Origin of the sequence: Streptomyces fagopyri (assembly GCF_009498275.1) — a bacterium.
Lineage (GTDB): Bacteria > Actinomycetota > Actinomycetes > Streptomycetales > Streptomycetaceae > Streptomyces > Streptomyces fagopyri.
Window position 1 is genome coordinate 7,494,579 of record NZ_CP045643.1, and the last position, 18,250, is coordinate 7,512,828.

Genomic DNA, 18,250 nt, shown 5'->3' on the forward strand with positions numbered 1-18,250 from the left:
ACCAGGTCCAGGGGTACCCCCAGCGGTACGGCTCCGATGACGCCCGCGGTGACTTCGAGCTTTGCACTCGTGTCACGGTGCGTCCATACGGCGGACGCGATCGCGCGGTGCCGCCGGGGGAGTCCCCGCGTGACACGGGGTGCGGGTGCCCGACCGTCGCACATGCGCGCGCGTGACTACGATGGGCCAGCCGGGGGTCAGCAGGGGCCGCCCGGCGACACCGAACCTCGGGAAGGCCATGCTGAACAAGTACGCGCGTGCATTCTTCACGCGTGTCCTCACACCGTTCGCCGCGTTTCTCATCCGCCGGGGGGTGAGCCCCGACACGGTCACCCTCCTGGGCACGGCCGGAGTGATGGCGGGCGCGCTGGTCTTCTACCCCCGGGGAGAGTTCTTCTGGGGCACGATCGTCATCACGCTCTTCGTCTTCTCCGACCTGGTCGACGGCAACATGGCGCGCCAGCTCGGCCGCTCCAGCCGGTGGGGGGCCTTCCTGGACTCCACGCTCGACCGGGTCGCCGACGGTGCCGTCTTCGGCGGCTTCGCGCTCTGGTACGCGGGCAACGGCGACAACAACGTGCTCTGCGCCGTCTCGATCTTCTGTCTGGCCAGCGGCCAGGTGGTCTCGTACACCAAGGCCCGCGGCGAGTCGATCGGTCTGCCGGTCGCCGTCAACGGTCTGGTGGAGCGCGCCGAACGCCTGGTGATCTCGCTGGTCGCGGCGGGCCTCGCGGGACTGCACAAGTTCGGGGTGCCCGGCATCCAGTGGCTGCTGCCCGTCGCCCTCTGGATCGTCGCCGTCGGCAGCCTGGTGACGCTGGTCCAGCGCGTCGTCACGGTGCGCCGTGAGTCCGAGGAGGCCGACGCGGCCGCCTCGCACAGCAGCGGGGCCCCGTCGTGACCAGCCTCCGGGACAGGCTGGTGGACGGGGCGTACGCGCTCGGCTGGAGCGCCGTCAAGACGCTCCCGGAGCCGGTCGCCGTGCGCCTCGGCCGCACCGTCGCGGACCTCGCCTGGCGCAAACGCGGCAAGGGCGTACTGCGCCTGGAGAGCAACTACGCCCGCGTCGTGCCCGACGCGGGCCCGGAGCGGCTCGCGGAGCTCTCGCGGGCCGGCATGCGCTCGTACCTGCGCTACTGGATGGAGTCCTTCCGGCTTCCCGCCTGGAGCCGGGAACGCGTACGGACGGGCTTCGACCCCAGGGACGCGCATTACCTGAGGGACGGCATCGCCTCCGACCGGGGCGTCATCCTCGCCCTCCCGCACATGGGCAACTGGGACCTCGCGGGCGCGTGGGTCACCACCGAGCTGGAGACGCCGTTCACCACCGTGGCCGAGCGGCTCAAGCCGGAATCGCTGTACGACCGCTTCGTCGCCTACCGCGAGGGCCTCGGCATGGAGGTCCTCCCGCACAGCGGCGGCACCGCGTTCGGCACCCTGGCCCGGCGGCTGCGCGACGGGGGCCTGGTCTGCCTGGTCGCCGAACGCGACCTGTCCGCGTCCGGCGTCGAGGTCAAGTTCTTCGGAGAGGCCACCCGGATGCCCGCGGGCCCCGCGCTGCTGGCCCAGCAGACCGGCGCGCTGCTCCTGCCGGTGACACTCTGGTACGACGACTCTCCCGTGATGCGGGGTCGTGTGCATCCCCCCGTCGAGGTCCCCGAGACAGGTACCCGGGCCGAGAAGACGTCTGTCATGACACAGGCGCTGGCCGATGCCTTCGCCACGGGTATTTCCGACCATCCGGAGGACTGGCACATGCTTCAGCGCCTGTGGCTCGCCGACCTGGAGCCCCGCCCCGAACCGTCCGACGGGGAGCGGCCGTGAAGATCGGCATCGTCTGCCCGTACTCGTGGGACGTACCGGGCGGCGTCCAGTTCCACATCCGCGATCTCGCCGAGCACCTCATCCGCCTCGGCCACGAGGTCTCCGTCCTCGCCCCCGCGGACGACGAGACACCCCTGCCGCCGTACGTCGTCTCGGCGGGCCGCGCGGTGCCGGTGCCCTACAACGGTTCCGTGGCACGCCTGAACTTCGGCTTCCTGTCGGCGGCCCGGGTACGGCGCTGGCTGCACGACGGCACCTTCGACGTGATCCACATCCACGAACCGACCTCGCCGTCCCTGGGACTGCTCGCGTGCTGGGCCGCGCAGGGACCCATCGTCGCCACCTTCCACACCTCCAACCCGCGCTCCCGGGCGATGATCGCCGCGTACCCGATCCTGCAACCCGCGCTGGAGAAGATCAGCGCGCGGATCGCCGTGAGCGAGTACGCGCGACGCACCCTCGTCGAACACCTGGGCGGCGACGCGGTCGTCATCCCGAACGGCGTCGACGTCGACTTCTTCGCCCGTGCCAAGCCCCAGCAGGAGTGGCAGGGCGACACCCTCGGGTTCATCGGCCGCATCGACGAACCCCGCAAGGGCCTGCCCGTCCTCATGAAGGCGCTCCCCAAGATCCTCGCCGAACGCCCGGCGACCAGACTCCTGGTCGCCGGCCGGGGCGACGAGGAGGAGGCCGTCGAGTCGCTGCCCGTCGAGATGCGCTCCCGCGTCGAGTTCCTCGGCATGATCAGCGACGAGGACAAGGCCCGCTTCCTGCGCAGCGTCGACGTGTACGTGGCACCCAACACCGGGGGCGAGAGCTTCGGGATCATCCTGGTGGAGGCCATGTCCGCGGGGGCGCCGGTGCTGGCCTCCGACCTCGACGCGTTCGCGCAGGTGCTCGACCAGGGGGCGGCCGGGGAACTGTTCGCCAACGAGGACGCCGACGCGCTGGCCGCATCCGCCGTACGCCTGCTCGGCGACCCCGAGCGCCGCGCCGAACTGCGGGTCCGGGGCAGCGCTCACGTACGGCGCTTCGACTGGTCCACGGTCGGCGCCGACATCCTGTCCGTGTACGAGACGGTGACGGACGGGGCGGCGGCGGTCGCGGCGGACGAACGGACGGGGCTGCGGGCACGGTTCGGACTGGCGCGGGAGTGAGTGCGGGGGAGTGGCGCAGGACGGCGCGGACGCCCCTCTCCGCGGCGGACCCGCGCGCGGGGGACGTGAGGGACGGGTGACCACGCCCGAGTAGCCTTGCGGCCCGTGACCGCAACCTTGATCTGGATCCTCGTCGGCCTCGCCGCGATCGGCCTCTACCTGAGCTGGACCGCGGGGCGTCTCGACCGGCTGCACGCCCGGATCGACGCCGCGCGCGCCGCACTCGACGCGCAGCTGCTGCGCCGTGCCTCGGTCGCCCAGGAACTGGCCACCTCCGGGGTGCTCGACCCGGCCGCCTCGATCGTGCTGTACGAGGCGGCGCATGCGGCCAGACAGGCGGAGGAGGAACAGCGTGAGGTCGCCGAGAGCGAGCTGAGCCAGGCCCTGCGGGCCGTTTTCGGAGAGGTGCAGCAGGTCGAGGCGGTGCGGGAGGCGCCGGGCGGGGACGCGGCGGCGAGTGAGCTGGCGCAGGCGGTGCGACGGGTGCCGATGGCCCGGCGGTTCCACAACGACGCGGTGCGGGCGGCGCGGGCGCTGCGGAGGCATCGCAAGGTGCGGTGGTTCCGGCTGGCCGGTCACGCGCGGTTCCCGATGGCGTTCGAGATGGACGACGAGCCGCCCACCGCGTTGGCCGACCGGCCCACCACCTGACCCACGGACTCCGCCGGCCGACCCGGCCCACCACCGGGGCCCGCCCCCGCCTCGCCGTCCCTGAGGGCTCCCCGGACCCCCGCGTCGGCCTCAAGGGCCTTGTCCTCGAACACGGGACGGGCTGAGGGCCCGGGCGGCGCCGCGAGGTCGATGCCCGGAGCCGATGCCGAACCATCCGGCGCGGGCGCGCACCTTCAGCCCGTCCGGCGTTTGAGGACGAGCCCTTCGGGCGATGGCCGGGGTCCAGGGGGGCGGCAGCCCCTTGGCGGGGGGTCTGGGGGCGGAGCCTCCAGGGGGAGGATGGGTCGGGTAGGGGCGGCGGAGGCGAAAAATGAGCCACCGGGTCCCCATTGGCCCTTGCAGTGGACTGGTCCACTCCCGTTACCTCGGTGCTGCAGAAACCCTCTTTCACCGAGTGAGGTCAACCCGTGTCCAGCACGCTCCCCACCCCCGCCCGCCCCGAAGACAACGCGGCGACCGGCACCGCCCGAGTGAAGCGCGGCATGGCCGAGCAGCTCAAGGGCGGCGTGATCATGGACGTCGTCACCCCCGAACAGGCGAAGATCGCCGAGGACGCGGGCGCCGTCGCCGTCATGGCCCTGGAGCGGGTCCCGGCCGACATCCGCAAGGACGGCGGCGTGGCCCGGATGTCCGACCCGGACATGATCGAGGGCATCATCGAAGCCGTCTCGATCCCCGTCATGGCCAAGTCCCGCATCGGCCACTTCGTCGAGGCCCAGGTCCTGCAGTCCCTCGGCGTCGACTACATCGACGAGTCCGAGGTCCTCACCCCGGCCGACGAGGTCAACCACTCCGACAAGTGGGCGTTCACGACCCCCTTCGTCTGCGGTGCGACCAACCTGGGCGAGGCCCTGCGCCGTATCGCCGAGGGTGCCGCCATGATCCGCTCCAAGGGCGAGGCCGGCACCGGCAACGTCGTCGAGGCCGTCCGCCACCTGCGCCAGATCAAGAACGAGATCGCCAGGCTGCGCGGCTACGACAACAATGAGCTGTACGCCGCGGCCAAGGAACTGCGCGCCCCGTACGAGATCGTCAAGGAGGTCGCCGAACTCGGCAAGCTCCCGGTGGTCCTGTTCTCCGCGGGCGGCGTCGCCACTCCCGCCGACGCGGCGCTGATGCGCCAGCTCGGTGCCGAGGGCGTCTTCGTCGGCTCCGGCATCTTCAAATCCGGTGACCCGGCCAAGCGCGCCGCCGCCATCGTGAAGGCCACCACCTTCTACGACGACCCGAAGATCATCGCGGACGCGTCCCGCAACCTGGGCGAGGCCATGGTCGGCATCAACTGCGACACCCTCCCCGAGGCCGAGCGCTACGCCAACCGCGGCTGGTAGGACAGACCACTCATGAGCACCCCCGTCATAGGCGTCCTGGCCCTCCAGGGTGACGTACGGGAGCACCTCATCGCCCTGGCCGCGGCCGACGCCGTGGCCAGGGCGGTGCGGCGCCCCGAGGAACTCGCCGAGGTGGATGGCCTGGTCATCCCCGGCGGCGAGTCCACGACCATCTCCAAGCTGGCCCACCTGTTCGGCATGATGGAGCCCCTGCGCGCGCGTGTGCGCGACGGCATGCCCGTGTACGGCACCTGCGCCGGCATGATCATGCTCGCCGACAAGATCCTCGACCCGCGCTCGGGGCAGGAGACGATCGGCGGCATCGACATGATCGTGCGCCGCAACGCCTTCGGGCGCCAGAACGAGTCCTTCGAGGCGGCGGTCGACGTCGAGGGCGTCGACGGCGATCCCGTCGAGGGCGTCTTCATCCGCGCCCCCTGGGTCGAGTCCGTGGGCGCGGAGGCCGAGGTGCTGGCCACGCACGAGGGTCACATCGTCGCCGTGCGCCAGGGCAACGCGCTGGCCACGTCCTTCCACCCGGAATTGACCGGAGACCACCGCGTGCACGGCCTGTTCGTCGACATGGTGCGCGCGAACCGGACACCCGGCTCCTAGTAGGATCTGGGGGTCCCCAGGCTCTTGAAGCGTGGGGGCGTTCGTACAGGATGGGTTACGCGAAGGAGACAGGCAGATGTCCGGCCACTCTAAATGGGCTACGACGAAGCACAAGAAGGCCGTGATCGACGCCAAGCGCGGCAAGCTCTTCGCGAAGATGATCAAGAACATCGAGGTCGCGGCCCGCACGGGCGGCGCCGACGTGTCCGGCAACCCGACGCTCTTCGACGCCATCCAGAAGGCCAAGAAGAGCTCGGTCCCGAACAAGAACATCGACTCGGCGGTCAAGCGTGGCGCCGGCCTCGAAGCCGGTGGCGCCGACTACGAGACGATCATGTACGAGGGTTACGGCCCGAACGGTGTCGCGGTGCTCATCGAGTGCCTCACCGACAACCGTAACCGCGCCGCTTCGGACGTCCGCGTCGCCATGACCCGCAACGGCGGCAACATGGCCGACCCGGGTTCGGTGTCGTACCTCTTCAACCGCAAGGGCGTCGTCATCGTCCCCAAGGGCGAACTGACCGAGGACGACGTCCTGGGCGCCGTGCTCGACGCGGGTGCCGAGGAGGTCAACGACCTCGGTGAGTCCTTCGAGGTCATCTCCGAGGCGACCGACCTGGTCGCCGTGCGCACCGCACTCCAGGGCGCCGGGATCGACTACGACTCCGCTGACGCCAACTTCGTCCCGACCATGCAGGTCGAACTGGACGAGGACGGCGCCCGGAAGATCTTCAAGCTGATCGACGCGCTCGAGGACAGCGACGACGTGCAGAACGTCTTCGCCAACTTCGACGTCAGCGACGAGGTCATGGAGAAGGTCGACGCCTGAGCCGCCGACAGCCGAACGGGCCGACGGGACACACCCCGTCGGCCCGTCGCTTTGTCAGTGGCACCCGATAGCCTGCACGAACAGCTGTCACCCGCGGGTGACCGGGGGAGATCGACGAAGGGGGACCGGGGTGCGGGTACTGGGTGTCGACCCGGGGCTGACCCGATGCGGTGTCGGCGTGGTCGAAGGAGTCGCGGGCCAGCCCCTGACCATGCGCGGTGTCGGCGTCGTACGCACCCCCGCGGACGCCGAGTTGGGCCTGCGCCTCGTCGCCGTCGAGCAGGGCATCGAGCGGTGGCTCGACGAGTACGCGCCCGAATGCGTCGCGGTGGAGCGGGTGTTCAGCCAGCACAACGTCCGTACGGTGATGGGCACCGCCCAGGCCAGCGCCGTCGCCATGCTCTGTGCCGCCCGGCGCGGCATCCCCGTCGCCCTGCACACCCCGAGCGAGGTCAAGGCCGCCGTCACCGGCAACGGACGCGCGGACAAGGCCCAGGTCGGGGCGATGGTCACCCGGCTGCTCAGGCTCGACGCGCCGCCCAAGCCGGCCGACGCCGCCGACGCCCTCGCGCTGGCGATCTGTCACATCTGGCGCGCACCCGCCCAGAACCGACTCCAGCAGGCCGTCGCGCAGAACCGACTCCAGCAGGCGGCCGCCCCGCACGCGGCGCGAGCTGCGTCGCAGGCCGCACCGCACCACGCATCGAAAGGCCGTACCGCATGATCGCCTTCGTCAGCGGCCCGGTCGCCGCCCTCGCCCCCGACTCGGCGGTGGTGGAGGTCGGCGGCATCGGCATCGCCGTCCAGTGCACTCCGGGCACCCTCGCCACGCTCCGCACCGGCCGGCCGGCCCGGCTCGCCACCTCCCTGGTGGTCCGCGAGGACTCCCTGACCCTGTACGGCTTCGCGGACGACGACGAGCGCGGGACCTTCGAGCTGCTGCAGACCGCGAGTGGTGTCGGTCCACGCCTCGCCCAGGCCATGCTGGCCGTGCACACCCCCGACGCCCTGCGACGCGCGATCGCCACGGGTGACGAGAAGGCACTCACCGCCGTCCCCGGCATCGGCAAGCGGGGAGCCCAGAAACTCCTGCTGGAGCTCAAGGACCGGCTCGGCGCGCCGCTCGGCACCGGCACCGGGATCGGCGCCCCGGTCAGCACCGGCTGGCGCGAGCAGCTGCACGCCGCGCTGATCGGCCTCGGATACTCCACCCGAGAGGCCGACGAGGCGGTCTCCGCGGTCGCCCCGCAGGCCGAGGCCGAGGAGGGCGCACCCCAGGTGGGCAGGCTCCTGAAGGCCGCCCTGCAGACCCTCAACCGCGCCCGCTGACCCGGCGGCCCACCGCCCGGCCCGACCGGCGCCCACCGACCCACCGGCCGACCACCACCACACCGCGAGGCACACGCAATGAACTGGGACGACACGACCGACGAGACAGCCGCCGACCGGCTCGTCGGCGCGTCCGCCGACCGTGAGGACCAGGCCGTCGAGGCGGCCCTGCGGCCCAAGGACCTGGACGAGTTCATCGGCCAGGAGAAGGTCCGCGAGCAGCTCGACCTCGTACTGCGCGCCGCCCGCGCCCGTGGCGCCACCGCCGACCACGTCCTGCTCTCCGGCGCCCCCGGCCTCGGCAAGACCACCCTCTCGATGATCATCGCGGCCGAGATGGGCGCCCCCATCCGCATCACCAGTGGCCCCGCCATCCAGCACGCCGGGGACCTCGCCGCGATCCTCTCCTCGCTCCAGGAGGGCGAGGTGTTCTTCCTGGACGAGATCCATCGCATGTCCCGGCCCGCCGAGGAGATGCTCTACATGGCGATGGAGGACTTCCGCGTCGACGTGATCGTCGGCAAGGGCCCGGGGGCCACCGCGATCCCCCTCGAGCTGCCGCCGTTCACCCTGGTCGGCGCCACCACCCGGGCAGGACTGCTGCCGCCCCCGCTGCGCGACCGCTTCGGCTTCACCGCGCACATGGAGTTCTACGAGCCCGCCGAGCTCCAGCGCGTCATCCACCGCTCCGCACATCTCCTCGACGTCGAGATCGGCGCCGAGGGCGCGGCCGAGATCGCCGGCCGTTCCCGGGGCACCCCCCGTATCGCCAACCGCCTGCTGCGCCGGGTCCGGGACTACGCGCAGGTCAAGGCCGACGGCATCATCACCCGCGAGATCGCCGCCGCCGCGCTGAAGGTCTACGAGGTCGACGCCCGAGGTCTCGACCGCCTGGACCGAGGAGTCCTGGAGGCCCTGCTCAAGCTCTTCGGCGGCGGCCCGGTCGGGCTGTCCACGCTCGCGGTCGCCGTGGGAGAGGAGCGGGAGACCGTGGAGGAGGTCGCCGAGCCCTTCCTGGTGCGCGAGGGACTGCTCGCCCGTACGCCCCGTGGCCGCGTCGCGACTCCGGCGGCATGGGCCCATCTCGGTCTCACCCCGCCCCAGCGGACCATGGGGGGAAACGGACAAGGGGACCTGTTCGGGGCGTGACGGCGCGGGCACTCGCGGGGTCAGGAACCCCGGTGCCATGCTGAGCGTTGTTCCCTGAGTGCGGACTCGCTTAGACTCCGCCGATGCCGCCCTAGTCGGCGTCATGCATACCCCCATCCAGCAGGCCGCTCACCATCGCGGTCGAAGAAGGAAGTTCCGACCCGTGAGTCTCGTGACCCTCCTCCCGTTCATCGTGCTCATCGGGGCCATGTTCCTGATGACCCGGTCTGCCAAGAAGAAGCAGCAGCAGGCTGCTTCCATGCGCAACGAGCTGCAGCCCGGCTCCGGCGTGCGCACGATCGGTGGCATGTACGCCACGGTGAAGGAGGTCAACGAAGACTCGGTCCTTCTTGACGCGGGCCCCGGCGTGGACCTCCTCTTCGCGAAGAACTCGATCGGCGCCGTCCTCACCGACGACGAGTACAACCGCATCGTCCACGGCATCGAGCACGACCTCGAGGCCGACGGCTCGGTTGTCCCGGACGACGCCTCCTCCCTCACCGAGACCGACGAGCCCGCCGCCGACGCCTCTTCCGACGCCTCCGACGACAAGCCCATCGACCTCGGCAAGAAGGACGCCGCGGACGAGCCCGTCGACGTGAAGCCGGCCGAGGGCGACGCAGCAGAGCCGAAGAAGACCGACGGCGAGTCCGGCGCGAAGTAGCATCCCCGGGGGAACACGGCGCGATCCGCTCGCGCCCCGTGAACCCCAGGGATGTGCCTCTGTCGCACGGAGTCCCGACACCATGTCATGGCCGCCCACGCGCTGACCCCGCGCGAGGCGGCCCGAGAGGGAGTACGAGAAGGTGGCAGCACCGAAGAAGGGCCGGAGCGCGAGTGCCCAGAGCAGGCCGGGGCGCTCGCTTGCCCTCATCCTGATCGCCATCGTGGCGCTCACCGGGGGGATGTTCCTCTCCGGGCATTCCACCCCGCGTCTCGGCATCGACCTCGCCGGCGGCACCAGCATCACGCTGGAGGCGAAGAACGAGCCGGGCCAGCCGAACGCGATCAACAAGACCAACATGAACACCGCGGTCGACATCATGAACCGCCGTGTCAATGGTCTTGGTGTCTCCGAGGCCGAGGTCCAGACCCAGGGCGATCGCAACATCATCGTCAATATCCCCAAGGGCACGAACTCCAAGCAGGCCCTGGCGCAGGTCGGCACCACCGCCAAGCTCTACTTCCGCCCGGTGCTGGTCACCGAGGTCTCCGGGAAGGCCGCGAAGGCAAGCCCCTCGCCGAGCGCTTCCAGCAGCGACTCCTCGAAGGACAAGGCGACCGACAAGGCGACCGGCAAGGCGACCTCGTCGAGCTCCGCGACCCCGTCGGCCACGGCGACCTCCCAGGGCCGTGCGGTCACCGACGCCCTGAAGGCCGACGCCACGCCGTCCGGGAGCGCCTCGGCGAAATCGTCGGCCTCCACCGCCGCCACGCCGACGCCGAGCGGCAGCGTCGACCCCGCGACCGCCAAGCTCCAGGCCCAGTACGCCGCGCTCGACTGCACCGACAAGGCCGTCCGCGCCAAGGCCGGTGACGGTGTCAAGGCCACCGACCCCACGGTGGCCTGTGGCCAGAACTCCTCGGGCCAGTGGCAGAAGTACGTGCTCGGCCCGGCCGAGGTCTCCGGCACGGACATCAAGAGCGCCGCGGCCGTCTTCGACACCCAGAGCGCCGCGGGCTGGAAGGTCACCATGGACTTCACGTCCGGTGGCTCCAAGAAGTTCGCCGACATCACCGGCAAGCTCGCGAAGAACCAGTCCCCGCAGAACCAGTTCGCCATCGTCCTCGACGGTGAGGTCGTCTCCGACCCGTACGTCAGCCAGGCGCTGACCGGCGGCAACGCGGAGATCTCCGGCAGCTTCACGCAGACCGAGGCGCAGGACCTGGCCAACATGCTGAAGTACGGCGCGCTGCCGCTCACCTTCAAGGCGGCGAGCGTCACCACCGTGACGGCGGCCCTCGGCGGCGAGCAGCTGCACGCCGGTCTGATCGCGGGCGCGATCGGCCTGGGCCTGGTCATCATCTACCTGGTGGTCTACTACCGGGGTCTGTCGATCATCGCCATCGCCTCCCTGATGGTCTCCGCCATCCTCACGTACGTGCTCATGGCGTTGCTCGGCCCCGCCATCGGGTTCGCGCTGAACCTGCCGGCGGTCTGCGGTGCCATCGTCGCGATCGGCATCACGGCGGACTCGTTCATCGTGTTCTTCGAACGCATCCGGGACGAGATCCGCGAGGGCCGCAGCCTGCGCCCGGCCGTCGAGCGTGCCTGGCCGCGCGCCCGGCGCACCATCCTGGTCTCCGACTTCGTGTCGTTCCTCGCCGCCGCGGTGCTCTTCATCGTCACCGTCGGCAAGGTCCAGGGCTTCGCGTTCACGCTCGGCCTGACCACGCTGCTCGACGTGGTCGTCGTCTTCCTCTTCACCAAGCCGCTGATGACGATCCTCGCCCGCAAGAAGTTCTACGCGAGCGGCCACAGCTGGTCCGGACTCGACCCGAAGAGGCTGGGCGCCCAGCCGCCGCTGCGCCGCACCCGTCGCGCGTCCGCCCCCGTCGACACGAAGGAGGCGTGAGATGTCGAAACTCGGCACCCTCGGCGCCCGGCTCCACCGCGGTGAGATCGGCTACGACTTCGTCGGCAAGCGCAAGATCTGGTACGCCATCTCGATCCTGATCACCATCACGGCCATCCTCGGCCTGACGGTGCGCGGCCTGAACATGGGCATCGAGTTCCAGGGCGGAGCCGTCTTCACGACGCAGAAGCACATGACGTCCTCGGTGACCCAGGCCGAGACGTACGCGCAGGACGCCTCCGGTCACGACGCCATCGTGCAGAAGCTCGGCGACGGCAGCCTGCGCATCCAGATCGCGGGCATCGACACCGACAAGTCGGGCCAGATCAAGGACCAGCTGGCCAAGGACCTGAAGGTCGACTCGGAGAACATCAACGCGGACCTGGTCGGTCCCAGCTGGGGTGACCAGATCGCCAACAAGGCCTGGGAAGGCCTGGCGATCTTCATGGTCCTCGTCGTGATCTACCTGGCGATCGCCTTCGAGTGGCGCATGGCCGTGGCCGCCCTGGTGGCCCTGATCCACGACATCACCATCACGGTCGGCATCTACGCCCTCGTCGGCTTCGAGGTCACCCCGGGCACGGTGATCGGTCTGCTGACGATCCTCGGTTACTCGCTCTACGACACGGTGGTCGTCTTCGACAGCCTCAAGGAGCAGACGAAGGACATCACCAAACAGACCCGCTACACGTACAGCGAGATCGCCGACCGCTCGATCAACGGCACCCTGGTCCGCTCGATCAACACCACGGTGGTCGCGCTGCTGCCGGTCGCCGGCCTGCTGTTCATCGGCGGTGGCGTCCTCGGCGCGGGCATGCTGAACGACATCTCGCTGTCCCTGTTCGTCGGCCTCGCGGCCGGTGCGTACTCCTCGATCTTCATCGCCACGCCGCTCGTCGCCGACCTCAAGGAGCGCGAGCCGCAGATGAAGGCGCTCAGGAAGCGGGTCCTCGCCAAGCGCGCCCAGGCGGCCGCGAAGGGTGAACCCCTGGACGCCCCGGCCTCGGCCGTCCCGCTCGACGACGACGAGGACGACGCCACTCCGGCGGTCGTCGGCCCGCGCAACCAGCCCGCGCCCCGCAACCGGGGCCGCGGCCGACCTTCGGGGAAGCGCCGATGACCGAACTGACGGACGTCTCCACGCTGCTGCTCAGCCGTATCCGCGACGTGGCCGACTACCCGGAGCCGGGCGTGATGTTCAAGGACATCACCCCGCTGCTGGCCGACCCGGTGGCCTTCGAGGCGCTCACCGGCGCGCTCGCGGAGATCGCCGTCCGCACCGGGGCGACGAAGATCGTCGGCCTGGAGGCCCGCGGATTCATCCTCGGCGCCCCGGTCGCGGTCCGTGCCGGACTCGGCTTCATCCCCGTACGCAAGGCGGGCAAGCTCCCCGGAGCGACCCTGTCGCAGACGTACGACCTGGAGTACGGCTCCGCCGAGATCGAGGTGCACGCCGAGGACCTGGACGCGGGCGACCGCATCCTGGTCGTCGACGACGTCCTCGCCACCGGTGGCACCGCCGAGGCCTCGCTCCAGCTCGTCCGCCGGGCGGGCGCCGAGGTCTCGGGCGTCGCCGTGCTGATGGAGCTCGGCTTCCTCGGCGGCCGCAGCCGCCTGGAGCCCGCTCTCGGGAACGCTCCGCTGGAGGCACTCCTCCAGATCTGAGCGACCCGGGTACAGCCCCGGAAAGGCTCAGGAAAGGTCCAGGAAGGCTTCACGAAAAGCCTGGGACACCCGTAGGACACCGCCGGAGGCGGGCCCGGAGGAATCCGGCGCCCGCCTCTCGCGTTCTCCCTGTACGGACCGTGCCCACGGCCGAAAGCGAGCCCGGCGCCGAGGATCGCTACCATGGGGTCTCCGGAGCCTGACCGGGGGACCCGGAACGCGCACGAGGAGCCCTCTTGCCAGACGAGGCCCAGCCACTCACCGCCGCCAAGCCCGAGCCCGCCTCGGGCGGCACGGACACGCCCGCGAAGAGCGCCGCTCCCGGGCCGGTCGAGCACGCCCAGTCAGCGCCCGACGACAAGGCGGCCGAGCAGCCACGCCCCAAACCGGCTCCCGAGCGCGCCGCGAGCACCCCGGCGGTCCGGTCGGCCCCGAGCCAGCCCGCGCGCACCGGCGGCTCCTCCAACCGCGTCCGCGCCCGCCTGGCCCGGCTCGGCGTGCAGCGATCGAACCCGTACAACCCGGTCCTGGAGCCCCTGCTGCGGATAGTGCGCAGCAACGATCCCAAGATCGAGACGGCCACGCTCCGACAGGTCGAGAAGGCCTATCAGGTCGCCGAGCGCTGGCACCGCGGCCAGAAGCGCAAGAGCGGCGACCCGTACATCACGCACCCGCTCGCCGTCACCACCATCCTCGCCGAGCTCGGCATGGACCCGGCCACGCTGATGGCGGGGCTACTGCACGACACCGTCGAGGACACCGAGTACGGCCTCGACACCCTCAAGCGCGACTTCGGCGACCAGGTCGCCCTCCTCGTCGACGGCGTCACGAAGCTGGACAAGGTCAAGTTCGGTGAGGCCGCGCAGGCCGAGACCGTGCGCAAGATGGTCGTCGCCATGGCCAAGGACCCCCGCGTCCTGGTCATCAAGCTCGCCGACCGCCTGCACAACATGCGCACCATGCGTTACCTCAAGCGCGAGAAGCAGGAGAAGAAGGCGCGCGAGACCCTGGAGATCTACGCGCCGCTCGCCCACCGCCTGGGCATGAACACCATCAAGTGGGAGCTGGAGGACCTCGCCTTCGCGATCCTCTACCCCAAGATGTACGACGAGATCGTGCGGCTGGTCGCCGAGCGCGCCCCCAAGCGCGACGAGTACCTCGCCATAGTGACCGACGAGGTCCAGTCCGACCTGCGCGCCGCCCGTATCAAGGCGACCGTGACCGGCCGTCCGAAGCACTACTACAGCGTCTACCAGAAGATGATCGTCCGCGGCCGTGACTTCGCGGAGATCTACGACCTGGTGGGCATCCGTGTCCTCGTGGACACCGTCAGGGACTGCTACGCGGCCCTCGGCACCGTGCACGCGCGATGGAACCCGGTTCCCGGCCGGTTCAAGGACTACATCGCGATGCCCAAGTTCAACATGTACCAGTCGCTGCACACGACGGTCATCGGACCCAACGGCAAGCCGGTCGAACTCCAGATCCGTACGTTCGACATGCACCGCCGTGCCGAGTACGGGATCGCCGCGCACTGGAAGTACAAGCAGGAGCCCTCCGCCGGCGCCTCCAAGGTGCGCACGGACGCCCCGAAGAGCGTCAGCAAGGACAAGGACGCCGTCAACGACATGGCGTGGCTGCGCCAGTTGCTCGACTGGCAGAAGGAGACCGAGGACCCCAGCGAGTTCCTGGAGTCGCTGCGCTTCGACCTGTCCCGCAACGAGGTCTTCGTCTTCACGCCGAAGGGCGACGTCATAGCGCTCCCGGCGGGCGCGACCCCCGTGGACTTCGCGTACGCCGTCCACACGGAGGTCGGCCACCGCACGATAGGCGCACGGGTCAACGGACGTCTCGTCCCGCTCGAATCGACCCTGGACAACGGCGACCTGGTGGAGGTCTTCACCTCCAAGGCGGCCGGGGCCGGGCCCTCCCGCGACTGGCTCGGCTTCGTCAAGTCACCGCGCGCCCGCAACAAGATCCGCGCCTGGTTCTCCAAGGAGCGCCGCGACGAGGCGATCGAGCAGGGCAAGGACGCCATCGCCCGCGCGATGCGCAAGCAGAACCTGCCGATCCAGCGCATCCTGACCGGCGACTCCCTGGTGACGCTCGCGCACGAGATGCGCTACCCCGACATCTCCTCGCTGTACGCGGCGATCGGTGAGGGTCATGTCGCCGCGCAGAGCGTCGTGCAGAAACTGGTGCAGGCCCTCGGCGGCGAGGAGGCGGCCACCGAGGAGATCGACGAGAGCGTCCCGCCCGCCCGCGGACGCGGCCGCAAGCGGCGCTCGAACGCCGACCCCGGTGTGGTCGTCAAGGGCGTCGATGACGTGTGGGTCAAGCTCGCGCGCTGCTGCACCCCCGTTCCCGGGGACCCCATCATCGGGTTCGTCACCCGGGGCAGCGGCGTCTCGGTCCACCGCAGCGACTGCGTCAACGTGGAGTCCCTGTCGCGCGAGCCCGAGCGCATCCTCGACGTGGAGTGGGCGCCCACCCAGTCCTCGGTCTTCCTGGTCGCCATACAGGTGGAGGCACTGGACCGCTCCCGGCTGCTCTCCGACGTCACCCGCGTCCTGTCCGACCAGCACGTCAACATCCTGTCCGCGGCCGTCCAGACCTCTCGCGACCGAGTCGCCACGTCACGCTTCACCTTCGAGATGGGCGACCCCAAGCACCTGGGCCACGTCCTGAAGGCGGTACGGGGCGTGGAGGGCGTCTACGACGTGTACCGGGTGACGTCGGCACGCAGGCCGTAGGACCGCCGCTCACCACCGGCTCGCCGGCGGACGAGAGAGGGGCTCCCGTACATCAGTACGGGAGCCCCTCTCTCACGCCCCTGTACGCGGGGCGACCACCTGCTCAGCCGCCGAACTCCTGCAGACCCTTCAGGGCCTGGTCGAGCAGCGCCTGGCGGCCGTCGAGCTCCCGCTGGAGCTTGTCGGCCTTCGAGGAGTTGCCCGCGGTGCGCGCCGCCTCGATCTGGCCCTGGAGCTTGTCCACGGCGGCCTGCAGCTGACCGGTCAGCCCCTCGGCACGCGCGCGTGCCTCCGGGTTGGTCCGCCGCCACTCGGTCTCCTCGGACTCCTGCAGAGCCCGCTCCACCGCGTGCATCCGGCCCTCGACCTTCGGGCGGGCGTCACGCGGCACATGGCCGATGGCCTCCCAGCGCTCGTTGATCGAGCGGAAGGCGGCGCGCGAGGCCTTCAGATCCTGCACCGGGACGAGCTTCTCGGCCTCCTCGGCCAGCTCCTCCTTGAGCTTCAGGTTCTCCGACTGCTCCGCGTCCCGCTCGGCGAAGACCGAACCCCGCGCCGCGAAGAACACGTCCTGGGCACCGCGGAAGCGGTTCCACAGGTCGTCCTCGTGCTCACGCTGGGCGCGGCCCGCTGCCTTCCAGTCCGCCATCAGCTCGCGGTAGCGCGCCGCCGTCGGACCCCAGTCCGCCGAGGCGGACAGCGACTCGGCCTCCGCGACCAGCTTCTCCTTGGTCTTGCGGGCGTCCTCGCGCTGCGCGTCCAGCGAGGCGAAGTGCGCCTTGCGGCGCTTGGAGAACGCCGAGCGCGCGTGCGAGAAGCGGTGCCACAGCTCGTCGTCCGACTTGCGGTCGAGTCGCGGCAGCCCCTTCCACGTGTCCACCAGGGAGCGCAGCCGCTCACCGGCCGCCCGCCACTGGTCGCTCTGCGCCAGCTCCTCCGCCTCGACGACCAGCGCCTCCTTGGAGTGCCGGGCCTCGTCGGACTGCTTCGCACGCTGGACCTTGCGCTCCTCACGGCGCGCGTCCACCGTCTCGACGAGCTTGTCCAGCCGTACCTTCAGCGCCGCCAGATCGCCGACCGCGTGGTGGGCGTCCACCTGCGCGCGGATGTGATCGACGGCGGTCTGGGCGTCCTTCGCCGACAGGTCGGTGGTCTTCACTCGCTTCTCGAGGAGGCCGATCTCCACAACCAGGCCTTCGTACTTGCGCTCGAAGTAGGCCAGCGCCTCATCGGGGGAGCCGGCCTGCCAGGAACCGACGACCTGCTCGCCGTCGGCCGTACGCACGTACACGGTCCCCGTCTCGTCGACGCGGCCCCACGGGTCGCTGCTCACAGCGCCTCCTCCACATGATGCCTGCGAGGGGCTTCAGCGCCCCCGGGCATCGTCCACAGTTTCGTCACGGCCAACATAGGCGACCAGCGGGTTGCCTGTCCGCATCCCGCGCGTCCGAAGTTCCCGGTTGAGGGGTCAGGATTTCGTGACGGTCGCCTTGTCGATCACCACGGTCGCGTTCGGCGCGGTGTTGCCCGTCTGGGGATCGGCGGGCTGCGCGCCGGCGCCGGCGATCTTCTTGAGGACCTTCATCCCCGCGTCGGACACGGTGCCGAACGGTGTGTAGTCGGGCGGCAGCTGACTGTCCTGGTAGACGAGGAAGAACTGGCTGCCACCGGTGCCGCGTCCCGACTTCGTCTGGGCGTTGTACTGGTTCGCCATCGCGACGGTGCCCGCCGGATACACGTTGCCCTTCAGGCTTTTGTCCTTCAGGTTCTCGTCCGGGATCGTGTACCCGGGACCACCGGCGCCGGTGCCCTTGGGGTCACCGCACTGCAGCACGTAGATGCCCTCGGCGGTGAGCCGGTGGCACTTCGTGTGGTCGAAGTAGCCCTTGCCCGCGAGGAAGTCGAACGAGTTCACGGTGTGCGGAGCGGCCGCCGCGTTGAGCGCGATGTCCATCTCGCCGCAGGTCGTGGCCATCTTCATGGTGTAGTCCGCGGACTTGTCGATGGTCATCGCCGGCTCCTTCTTCCAGCTCAGCGACTTCACCGAACCCGAGGCCGGCTTGCCGCACGGATCCGGCGCCTTGCTGGTCGGGGCGGCGCTCGGCGTGACCTCCGCGCCGGCGTTGGCCTTCTTGTCGTCGTTCTTGAAGACACCGGTCGCGTACGACACCACACTGCCGACGACGACCACGCCGAGGACCGACGCGACCACCGTGTTCCGCATGTGGGACTTGCGCCGCGCGGCCGTACGCCGCTGCTGCTGCCGCAAGAACTTCTCCCGGGCGAGCTGACGCCGCCGCTGTTCCTGGGTGACCACCGGGTTATCTCCTCGTGCGTCTCGTACGACAAG

General features: G+C 70.3%; 17 protein-coding genes. 15 read left to right on the top strand and 2 right to left on the bottom strand.

The features are described 5' to 3' along the window. The first annotated feature begins 181 nt into the window (after positions 1-181). The 15 genes from pgsA to GFH48_RS32510 all read left to right on the top strand — a co-directional run bounded on the left by pgsA (position 182) and on the right by GFH48_RS32510 (position 15,900). Positions 182-901, top strand: coding sequence for a phosphatidylinositol phosphate synthase (pgsA, locus tag GFH48_RS32440; RefSeq protein WP_153293219.1), 720 nt, complete (start codon positions 182-184; stop codon positions 899-901). Next, positions 898-1,824, top strand: a complete 927-nt coding sequence (locus tag GFH48_RS32445) for a phosphatidylinositol mannoside acyltransferase (RefSeq protein ID WP_153291640.1) — start codon at positions 898-900, stop codon at positions 1,822-1,824. Before pgsA ends, GFH48_RS32445 begins: the two co-directional genes overlap by 4 nt. Continuing rightward, positions 1,821-2,981 (top strand): glycosyltransferase family 4 protein, encoded by a 1,161-nt coding sequence (locus GFH48_RS32450; protein ID WP_153291641.1) that lies wholly within the window; start codon positions 1,821-1,823, stop codon positions 2,979-2,981. Before GFH48_RS32445 ends, GFH48_RS32450 begins: the two co-directional genes overlap by 4 nt. A 105-nt stretch (positions 2,982-3,086) precedes the next feature. After that, entirely contained in the window at positions 3,087-3,632 is a 546-nt protein-coding gene (locus tag GFH48_RS32455; RefSeq protein WP_153291642.1) for a LemA family protein, read from the top strand. A 428-nt stretch (positions 3,633-4,060) separates the two neighbouring features. After that, positions 4,061-4,984 carry a pyridoxal 5'-phosphate synthase lyase subunit PdxS gene (gene pdxS, locus GFH48_RS32460; RefSeq protein ID WP_153291643.1) on the top strand — a complete coding sequence of 308 codons (924 nt, stop codon included), beginning with the start codon at positions 4,061-4,063 and terminating at the stop codon, positions 4,982-4,984. Positions 4,985-4,996: 12 nt separating this feature from the next. Further along, positions 4,997-5,599 (top strand): pyridoxal 5'-phosphate synthase glutaminase subunit PdxT, encoded by a 603-nt coding sequence (gene pdxT / locus GFH48_RS32465; RefSeq protein WP_153291644.1) that lies wholly within the window; start codon positions 4,997-4,999, stop codon positions 5,597-5,599. 76 nt (positions 5,600-5,675) lie between these two features. After that, positions 5,676-6,428, top strand: coding sequence for a YebC/PmpR family DNA-binding transcriptional regulator (locus GFH48_RS32470; RefSeq protein WP_153291645.1), 753 nt, complete (start codon positions 5,676-5,678; stop codon positions 6,426-6,428). Between the two features lie 130 nt (positions 6,429-6,558). Next, complete coding sequence (gene ruvC / locus GFH48_RS32475; protein ID WP_153291646.1) at positions 6,559-7,152, top strand: crossover junction endodeoxyribonuclease RuvC; 594 nt, start codon at positions 6,559-6,561, stop codon at positions 7,150-7,152. Further along, entirely contained in the window at positions 7,149-7,757 is a 609-nt protein-coding gene (gene ruvA / locus GFH48_RS32480; RefSeq protein WP_153291647.1) for a Holliday junction branch migration protein RuvA, read from the top strand. The genes ruvC and ruvA overlap by 4 nt, the downstream gene beginning before the upstream one ends. 78 nt (positions 7,758-7,835) lie before the next feature. Then, a complete protein-coding gene (ruvB, locus tag GFH48_RS32485) occupies positions 7,836-8,906 on the top strand; it encodes a Holliday junction branch migration DNA helicase RuvB (protein ID WP_153291648.1) in 1,071 nt (356 codons plus the stop codon). A gap of 163 nt (positions 8,907-9,069) precedes the next feature. Beyond that, positions 9,070-9,570, top strand: coding sequence for a preprotein translocase subunit YajC (gene yajC / locus GFH48_RS32490; protein ID WP_153291649.1), 501 nt, complete (start codon positions 9,070-9,072; stop codon positions 9,568-9,570). Between the two features lie 142 nt (positions 9,571-9,712). Beyond that, a complete protein-coding gene (secD, locus tag GFH48_RS32495; protein WP_153291650.1) occupies positions 9,713-11,482 on the top strand; it encodes a protein translocase subunit SecD in 1,770 nt (589 codons plus the stop codon). A gap of 1 nt (position 11,483) precedes the next feature. Next, a complete protein-coding gene (gene secF / locus GFH48_RS32500; protein ID WP_153291651.1) occupies positions 11,484-12,602 on the top strand; it encodes a protein translocase subunit SecF in 1,119 nt (372 codons plus the stop codon). Then, the gene (locus tag GFH48_RS32505; protein ID WP_153291652.1) at positions 12,599-13,147 is read left to right on the top strand and encodes an adenine phosphoribosyltransferase; all 549 of its coding nucleotides are present in this window, start codon (positions 12,599-12,601) and stop codon (positions 13,145-13,147) included. The genes secF and GFH48_RS32505 overlap by 4 nt, the downstream gene beginning before the upstream one ends. 236 nt (positions 13,148-13,383) lie before the next feature. Then, positions 13,384-15,900 carry a RelA/SpoT family protein gene (locus tag GFH48_RS32510; RefSeq protein ID WP_153291653.1) on the top strand — a complete coding sequence of 839 codons (2,517 nt, stop codon included), beginning with the start codon at positions 13,384-13,386 and terminating at the stop codon, positions 15,898-15,900. A 103-nt stretch (positions 15,901-16,003) separates the two neighbouring features. On the opposite strand, the gene GFH48_RS32515 is transcribed toward GFH48_RS32510, so the two are convergent. After that, entirely contained in the window at positions 16,004-17,233 is a 1,230-nt protein-coding gene (locus tag GFH48_RS32515; protein ID WP_153291654.1) for a DUF349 domain-containing protein, read from the bottom strand. A 135-nt stretch (positions 17,234-17,368) separates the two neighbouring features. Next, positions 17,369-18,217: a peptidylprolyl isomerase gene (locus GFH48_RS32520; RefSeq protein WP_153291655.1), complete on the bottom strand. Its 849-nt coding sequence runs from the start codon at positions 18,215-18,217 to the stop codon at positions 17,369-17,371. Positions 18,218-18,250 lie beyond the last annotated feature (33 nt).

Coding starts and splice junctions, on each gene's coding strand:
- pgsA (WP_153293219.1), top strand. CDS start 182: ATGGGCCAGCCGGGGGTCAGCAGGGGCCGCCCGGCGACACCGAACCTC.
- pdxT (WP_153291644.1), top strand. CDS start 4,997: ATGAGCACCCCCGTCATAGGCGTCCTGGCCCTCCAGGGTGACGTACGG.
- GFH48_RS32470 (WP_153291645.1), top strand. CDS start 5,676: ATGTCCGGCCACTCTAAATGGGCTACGACGAAGCACAAGAAGGCCGTG.
- ruvA (WP_153291647.1), top strand. CDS start 7,149: ATGATCGCCTTCGTCAGCGGCCCGGTCGCCGCCCTCGCCCCCGACTCG.
- ruvB (WP_153291648.1), top strand. CDS start 7,836: ATGAACTGGGACGACACGACCGACGAGACAGCCGCCGACCGGCTCGTC.
- secF (WP_153291651.1), top strand. CDS start 11,484: ATGTCGAAACTCGGCACCCTCGGCGCCCGGCTCCACCGCGGTGAGATC.
- GFH48_RS32505 (WP_153291652.1), top strand. CDS start 12,599: ATGACCGAACTGACGGACGTCTCCACGCTGCTGCTCAGCCGTATCCGC.